Annotated in this window: 6 protein-coding genes and 1 tRNA gene; 6 read left to right on the top strand and 1 reads right to left on the bottom strand. The window is 63.8% G+C overall.

The window, feature by feature from the left end; genetic code table 11:
* On the top strand, positions 1–377 hold a 377-nt coding region (locus PARHAE_RS19595; protein WP_241232903.1), incomplete at its 5' end, for a GcrA family cell cycle regulator.
* Between the two features lie 72 nt (positions 378–449).
* Here PARHAE_RS19595 and PARHAE_RS19590 read toward each other — a convergent pair.
* The gene (locus PARHAE_RS19590; RefSeq protein ID WP_126156196.1) at positions 450–1,232 is read right to left on the bottom strand and encodes a VPLPA-CTERM sorting domain-containing protein; all 783 of its coding nucleotides are present in this window, start codon (positions 1,230–1,232) and stop codon (positions 450–452) included.
* 331 nt (positions 1,233–1,563) lie between these two features.
* Here PARHAE_RS19590 and PARHAE_RS19585 point away from each other — a divergent pair, with 331 nt between their 5' ends.
* From PARHAE_RS19585 to PARHAE_RS19565, 5 genes are all read left to right on the top strand, one after another.
* Positions 1,564–1,911: an MliC family protein gene (locus PARHAE_RS19585; protein ID WP_126156195.1), complete on the top strand. Its 348-nt coding sequence runs from the start codon at positions 1,564–1,566 to the stop codon at positions 1,909–1,911.
* A 79-nt stretch (positions 1,912–1,990) separates the two neighbouring features.
* Positions 1,991–3,709 carry a methionine--tRNA ligase gene (gene metG / locus PARHAE_RS19580; RefSeq protein ID WP_126156194.1) on the top strand — a complete coding sequence of 573 codons (1,719 nt, stop codon included), beginning with the start codon at positions 1,991–1,993 and terminating at the stop codon, positions 3,707–3,709.
* Positions 3,710–3,859: 150 nt separating this feature from the next.
* Positions 3,860–5,971: a TonB-dependent receptor domain-containing protein gene (locus PARHAE_RS19575; RefSeq protein ID WP_126156193.1), complete on the top strand. Its 2,112-nt coding sequence runs from the start codon at positions 3,860–3,862 to the stop codon at positions 5,969–5,971.
* 92 nt (positions 5,972–6,063) lie between these two features.
* On the top strand, positions 6,064–6,984 hold the full coding sequence (gene rocF, locus PARHAE_RS19570; RefSeq protein WP_126156192.1) for an arginase: 921 nt from the start codon (positions 6,064–6,066) through the stop codon (positions 6,982–6,984).
* A 58-nt stretch (positions 6,985–7,042) separates the two neighbouring features.
* Positions 7,043–7,128, top strand: a tRNA-Leu gene (locus PARHAE_RS19565).
* Positions 7,129–7,313 lie beyond the last annotated feature (185 nt).

Raw genomic sequence — 7,313 nt, 5'->3', positions numbered from 1 at the left:
GCCCCGAGCCGCAGCCCGAACCTGCCGCCGCCCCCGCGCGCGAGGAGCCTGCCGAGGAAGAACCCGTGTCCCCGCCCGTCTTCACGCCCGTCCCGCGCCGCCCCATCGTGCCTGCGGGCCAGCCGCTGCCGCCGCAGCCCTCGGCCAACGAGATCAGCCCGGAGACCCTGGCCTCGGTCCGCGAGGTGGAAAAGCGCGCCCGCAAGCTGACCCTGATGGAACTGACCGAGCGCACCTGCAAATGGCCGATCGGCGATCCGGCGACCGACAAATTCTGGTTCTGCGGCTTGCCCAGCCAGGCAGGCAAACCCTATTGCGAGGCCCATGTCAGCGTGGCGTTCCAGCCGATGAGCTCGCGCCGCGACCGGCGTCGCTAGTGGCGACAAAGCCCTCTGCAAAAAAGAAACAGGCGCCAGCGATGGCGCCTGTCGCGAAGATAAGGGGCGGTTTCAGGCTGCCTTGCGACGACGCCGGACCAGTGCCAAAGCACCGGCGCCTCCGGCCAGAAGCAGGGCCGATGCCGGCAGCGGCACAGGAGCGACCGGCGGCAGCCCGCCCTCGTCGATAAGGGCATAGCGGACCTCGCCCCCGAACACGAGGTATTCGCCAAGGCCGTTGCCCCAGAACGAGATCGACTTGAAGGAGCCGGTGTCGTCGAAGGCGCCGACGAAAATCTCGTTGACGGATCTGCTGCTCGTTTTTTGCGATGGGAACAGTCCGTCTGCTGCAGTGGAAGCGGAGGCGACGGTCTGCGGGGTGCCTCCGTCGAAGGAAATGAACAGTTCCGTAACCGGGTCGAAGCAGCAGGTCGCCCAATCGCCCACTTCGAAGCCGATCGCGTTGATGGCCGTGTCGAAGGTAAGCGTCACGCCGGAATTGAAGTAGTCCAACGGCTTCGTACGAACACCGACGTCAGAGCCTCCGTTATTGCGGGCAGGGCTGATATCCGTCACTTTGCCCGACAGATCACCATAGGTGGTGCTGGACAGGAACCCGCCGTTGTTGCGCGTGATCGTATAGTCGCCCCGGTCAATCAATGTGCCGCTGGACAGGCTCGTCCAGGTATCGACTTTCACCGTTCCCCCGGCCGCGGTCGCGGTCGCGTCGAAATCCGCGCGTCCCCCCGCGACATCGTCGAAAACGGTATAGGTTGTGGCTTGGGATGCCGAGGCACCGGCCCAGACAAGAGCGGCGGCCAAGGCGACCTGCTTAGCATATGTTGTCGCAAACATTCAATACCTCCAAATGAACATCGCCTCTGGAGTCATCCGAGACTTGGAATCACAATAACATATTCGTCACGAGAATAAACGGTTTTGAGAGGCCTCGATTTTTTTACAATTCAAAGGGTTAGAAATCAGCGTTATTCAATTTCAGATTGAAAAGTGTTTCATAGCGTGAGATCCTTAGGCTATTTCATGTCAGTCGTAGCTATGAGGAATAAACCGTTCCAAAATCAGCGCGCTCTTGGGGGACAAGGCTGCCAAGCCCGGATCCGGGTCGGATATTGCCTGGGTTCGGCCAGACCCTTACACTTGGACACCCATCCAAGTCGAGGCTCCCATGATCCGCACCGCCGCCAGTATCCTTTCGGCACTCCTTCTTGCCGCCCCTGCCACCCAGGCGACCCAAACCAGCGTCGCCCTGCCGCTGGATGGGGCCACCTTGCAGATTGTCGGCTTCCAATGCGGCAAAGGCACGGCGTTCGATGTGCAATACCTGAATGCCGGACCTAACATGCTGGCCATCCTGCCGATCGACGGCCAACAGCGCATCTTCGTCAACGTGATCTCTGGCTCGGGTGCGCGTTATGTATCGGGCCAATATGAATGGTGGACGAAGGGCGGCACGGCCACGTTGTCCGACGCGATGTGGGACGGGTCGCGCCAGGAATGCGTCGCGACCCGCTAGAGCGGGCCGTGCCCGACGGACCTGCTTTCAATCGGCGGCCAACGGATCTACATCGGCGTCGGTATAAAGGACGCGACCCATGGCCCGCCATCTCATCACCTCTGCCCTGCCCTATATCAACGGCATCAAGCATCTGGGGAACCTCGTCGGATCCCAGCTTCCCGCCGACCTTTATGCGCGATACCTGCGCGCGCGGGAGCACGAGGTCATGTTCATCTGCGCCACCGACGAACACGGCACCCCGGCCGAGCTTGCCGCGGCGAAGACGGGCGAGGCGGTCGCGGATTACTGCGCGCGGATGCACGCGGAGCAATCGGCGCTGGCAGCGGGGTTCGGCCTGTCCTTCGACCATTACGGCCGCTCTTCCAGCGACCGCAACAGGGTGCTGACCCAGCATTTCGCGGGCAAGCTGGCCGATAACGGCTATATCGCCGAGGTCAGCGAAAAGCAGGTCTATTCCGTCGACGACGGGCGCTTCCTGCCCGACCGCTATATCGAGGGCACCTGCCCCAATTGCGGTTACGACAAGGCGCGGGGCGACCAGTGCGAGAACTGCACCAAGCAGCTTGACCCCACCGACCTGATCAACCCGCGCAGCGCGATTTCCGGCAGCACCAACCTGGAGGTGCGGGAAACCAAGCACCTGTATCTGCGCCAGTCGGCGTTGAAGGGCCAGATCAGCGACTGGATCGACAGCAAGACCGACTGGCCGATCCTGACCACATCCATTGCGCGCAAATGGCTGGACGACGGCGAGGGGTTGCAGGACCGCGGCATCACCCGCGACCTGCATTGGGGCGTGCCCGTGAAGCGCGGCGACCAGCCCTGGCCGGGGATGGAGGGCAAGGTCTTCTATGTCTGGTTCGACGCCCCCATCGAATACATCGCCGCGACCGCCGAATGGGCCGATGCCCATGGCCAGCCGGACAGCGCCTGGCGCCGCTGGTGGCGCCGCGACGAAGGGGCCGAGGACGTGACCTATACCCAGTTCATGGGCAAGGACAACGTGCCCTTCCACACCCTGTCCTTCCCGGCCACGCTGATCGGCTCGGGCGAGCCGTGGCGGATGGTCGACTACATCAAGTCCTTCAACTATCTGACCTATGACGGCGGGCAATTCAGCACATCGCAGGGGCGCGGCGTGTTCATGGACCATGCGCTGGAAATCCTGCCCGCCGATTACTGGCGGTGGTGGCTGCTGTCCCACGCCCCGGAATCGGGGGACAGCGAATTCACCTGGGACAATTTCCAGCAGTCGGTGAACAAGGATCTGGCCGATGTGCTGGGCAATTTTGTCAGCCGGATCACCAAGTTCTGCCGATCCAAATTCGGCGAGACCGTGCCCCAGGGCGGCGATTACGGCCCCGAGGAAACCGCGCTGATCGAGGCTCTGACCGCGCGGATCCGCGCCTATGAGGCCCTGATGGCCGCGACCGAAATCCGCAAGTCCGCCGCCGAGCTGCGCGCCATCTGGGTGCTGGGCAACGAATACCTGCAATCGGCGGCGCCCTGGTCCACGCACAAGACCGACCCCGAAAAGGCCGCGATGCAGGTGCGTCTGGGCCTGAACCTGATCCGGCTTTACGCGGTGCTGTCGGCGCCCTTCATCCCCTTTGCCGCCGACGCGATGCTGGCCGCGATGCAGACCGACGACCGCGCCTGGCCCGACGACGTGGCGGCGGCGCTGACCGCCCTGCCCCCCGGCCATGCCTTCGCCGTCCCGGACGTGCTGTTCGCCAAGATCAGCGACGACCAGCGCGCCGAATGGGAGGACCGTTTCAAGGGCGTGCGTACATGAGCAGCCCACTGTGCCCCCCAGGCCACAGGGCCGGCGTTGCCCGTTCCTTCCGACTTGAGAAGAGAGGCAGCGGCAATTAATCCGAGTTAACACCCAGGATGCGGTTCGGCAGACCCAGGCAACTTGATCACCTTCAGTCCTGGGTTCCGCATGACCAAATCCGCTTTCTTTCGCCCCAAGGCGACCCGCCTTCCCACCCTGCTGCTGTCCGCCTCGGCCTTGTGCAGCCCTGCTTTCGTGCAGGCGCAGGAAACCGGCGCGACTGTCCTGGACGAGATCGTCATCACTGCGGGCGGTTTCGAGCAGACCGTCCGAGACGCCCCCGCCAGCATCTCGGTCATCACTGCGGAAGAACTGCAAAAGGGCAGCTTCACCAGCCTGACGGATGCGCTGCGCGAGGTGCAGGGCGTCGTGACCACCGGCGTCGCCAATGAACAGGACATCTATATCCGGGGCTTGCCGGGTCAGTACACGCTGATCCTGGTCGACGGAAAACGCCAGAACACCCGCGATGCACGGACCAACGGCAGTTCGGGCTTCGAGCAGAGCTTTATCCCGCCGGTCGCCGCCATCGACCGCATCGAGGTGGTTCGCGGCCCGATGTCCTCGCTTTATGGCTCGGATGCGATGGGCGGGGTGATCAACATCATCACCAAGCCGGTCGCGGACGTCTGGTCAGGCTCGGTCAGCGCCGAGACGACACTTCAGGGCGAGGACGGGTTCGAAAACAGCCGCCAGGTCTCGGTTTATGCGTCGGGCCCGCTGATCGCCGATACGCTGGGCCTGCAGGTCTGGGCCCGCAAGTTCGACCAGGACGCCTCGTCCATCGAGGACGGCCCTGACGCTTCGGACGATTACGATGCCGGCGCGCGCCTGACCTGGCATGTGGACGACAGCAACCAGGTGCTGCTGGAGGCGGGCCGCACCCAGATCTCCAGCCTTGCCGCAGACGACCTGTCCTATCGCGACAACGACCGCGATCACTGGTCGCTGACCCACAAGGGCAGCTTCGGCGACATCGACACCGAAGTCAGCTTCGCGCAGGAAATCGGCGAACGGACAAGCTACAACCGGACCGCGCTGGACAGCGCCTTTGTCCAGAACCTCCGGTCCCCGCAGGTGCGCAACTCGGTCCTGGATGCCAAGGCCAATCAGGGCTTCGAATGGAATGGCCAGCACAAGCTGACCTATGGCGGCCAGTTTATCCGGACCACCATCAAGGACCAGAACCCCGGCGCGCAGGCGGGCCTGCCTCCCGACGCACGCTATGACGAGAAATTCACCCTGGACGAATGGGCGCTGTTCGCCGAGGACGAATGGCGTCTGCGCGACGACTTCGCGCTGACGCTGGGCGTGCGCTACAGCGACCATGAGCTTTACGGCGGCCATGTCACGCCGCGCATCTATGGGGTCTGGGACGCAACCGACGCGCTGACGATCAAGGGCGGCATCTCGACCGGGTATCGCGCACCCGATATCCGCACGATCACCCCCGGCTATGCCTATACGACCGGCGGCGGCAACTGCGCGCGCAATACTCCGCCTTCTTGTGGCGTGATCCTGGGCAATGACGAGCTCGATCCCGAAAAGACGACCAATATCGAGATCGGCGCGGTCTATGAGGGCAGCACATTCACGGTCGGCGCGACCGCCTTCCACACCCGGTTCAAGGACAAGCTGCAACAGAAGATCCTGGAAAACCCGGATGGTACCCCTGTCCTGTGGACCGATGGCCCGCAATACACCGCGGCGGACGGCAGCCTGCAATATTACCGGATCTTCCAGAACTTCAACGTGGACAAGGCCGAGATCACCGGGCTTGAACTGACGGGCGACTGGTCGATCACGCCGACGCTGAACGCCCGCGCCAGCTATACCTATACCAAGTCCAAACAGAAATCGGGCGAATTCGACGGCTTCCCCCTGGCCCGCACGCCCGAGCACATGGCCAGCCTGCGCTTCGACTGGACGACGCCCGTGACCGGCCTCGACACCTGGCTTTCGGCCAATTACCACGGATCCGAGATCGCCTCGGGCCTGCGGATCGGAAGCAACGGCGCGCCTGTCACGATCAACGGCGTCGAAGGCCGCAAGTATTCGGGCTATACCACTGTCGACATCGGCGCGAATTATCAGGTCACCGAGACCGCGACGCTGAACGCCGCAGTCTACAACGTCCTGAACGAGGAAATCCGCACCAGCGAGTTCAACACCGTGCTTGAGGGCCGTCGCCTCTGGCTGGGGCTGACTGCCCAGTTCTAGGCGGCGCCTTATCGGCAAGATATGACACCCGGTGCGTGGACATTCCCGCACCGGGTGTTTTTTATGAAGGGGCCAACACGGAAAGGCCCGACATGACGCATTGCATCCTTCTGGGCGCGCCCATCGACGAAGGCCAGCGCCGGCCCGGCTGCCTGATGGGGCCTGCCGCCTATCGCGTCGCCGGGCTGGCGCAGACGCTGACAGCCCTGAGCCACCAGGTCGAGGATCGCGGCGACGTGCAGCCCGGCCCTGCCCCTGACGCGACCTGCGCCAATCCCGCCGTCCACCACCTGCCGCAGATGATCGCCTGGACCGAGGCGCTGCGCGACGCCACAGCCCAGGCCTTGCAGGACGGTTTTCCGATCATCATGGGCGGCGATCACGCCTTGGCGCTTGGCACCGTGGCAGGGGCCGCGATCCATGCGCAGCGGCAGGACCGCCCGCTGTTCGTGATCTGGCTGGACGCCCACAGCGACATCCATACTGTCGAGACCACCACCTCGGGCAACCTGCACGGCACACCCATCGCCTATGCGCTCGGCCTGCCGGGATTCGATCCCTTCCCCCGCTTTCCCCATCCGGTGCCGGGCCAGAACATCTGCATGTTTGGCATCCGCAGCGTCGATCCGGCGGAACATGCCGCGCTGCTGGCCATCGACATCACCGTGAACGACATGCGGGTGCTGGACGAACAGGGTATCGTCGCGCCTCTGCGCGCGTTCCTGAACCGGGTCCGGGCGGCGAACGGAATGCTGCATGTCTCGCTGGATGTGGACTTTCTGGATCCCTCCATCGCCCCCGCCGTCGGCACCACCGTCCCTGGCGGCGCCACCTTCCGGGAAGCGCATCTGGTCATGGAACTGCTGCACGAATCTGGCCTGGTGACCTCGCTGGACCTGGTCGAGCTGAACTCGTTCCTGGACGAACGCGGCCGCACGGCCAAGCTGATGGTCGATCTGGTCGGCAGCCTGATGGGCCGCAAGGTCTTCGACCGTCCAACCCGCAGCTTCTAGCGCCGCACCGACTGAACCGCTTGCCAATCCGCCCCCCGCCCGCTAGCGAAACGATGGCGCGGGCGTGGCGGAATGGTAGACGCATGGGACTTAAACTCCCTGGGGCGCAAGCCCGTGCGGGTTCAAGTCCCGCCGCCCGCACCAAACACATCGACATTTCGATGTGAAAACAGTGCATTAGAAACTTACGAGAAAATCCAGTCCACCCTAGCGCCCACCTTTCGGCAGATGCGTGGGGCATAACGACGCATCGCCACGGGCCAAAAGCCTGTGACCCTGCAGCCAGACAGCAGGGGGTGCCTGCAGGGGGTGGGGGGTCTCTTTTCGAG

It is taken from the genome of Paracoccus haematequi, assembly GCF_900631945.1.
Classification (GTDB): Bacteria; Pseudomonadota; Alphaproteobacteria; order Rhodobacterales; family Rhodobacteraceae; genus Paracoccus; species Paracoccus haematequi_A.
This window is presented reverse-complemented; position numbering and strand designations above follow the sequence as displayed.

Bases quoted from the DNA above. Each gene is read 5' to 3' on its own strand.
- PARHAE_RS19590 (WP_126156196.1), bottom strand. From the start codon at position 1,232: ATGTTTGCGACAACATATGCTAAGCAGGTCGCCTTGGCCGCCGCTCTT.
- PARHAE_RS19585 (WP_126156195.1), top strand. From the start codon at position 1,564: ATGATCCGCACCGCCGCCAGTATCCTTTCGGCACTCCTTCTTGCCGCC.
- metG (WP_126156194.1), top strand. From the start codon at position 1,991: ATGGCCCGCCATCTCATCACCTCTGCCCTGCCCTATATCAACGGCATC.
- PARHAE_RS19575 (WP_126156193.1), top strand. From the start codon at position 3,860: ATGACCAAATCCGCTTTCTTTCGCCCCAAGGCGACCCGCCTTCCCACC.
- rocF (WP_126156192.1), top strand. From the start codon at position 6,064: ATGACGCATTGCATCCTTCTGGGCGCGCCCATCGACGAAGGCCAGCGC.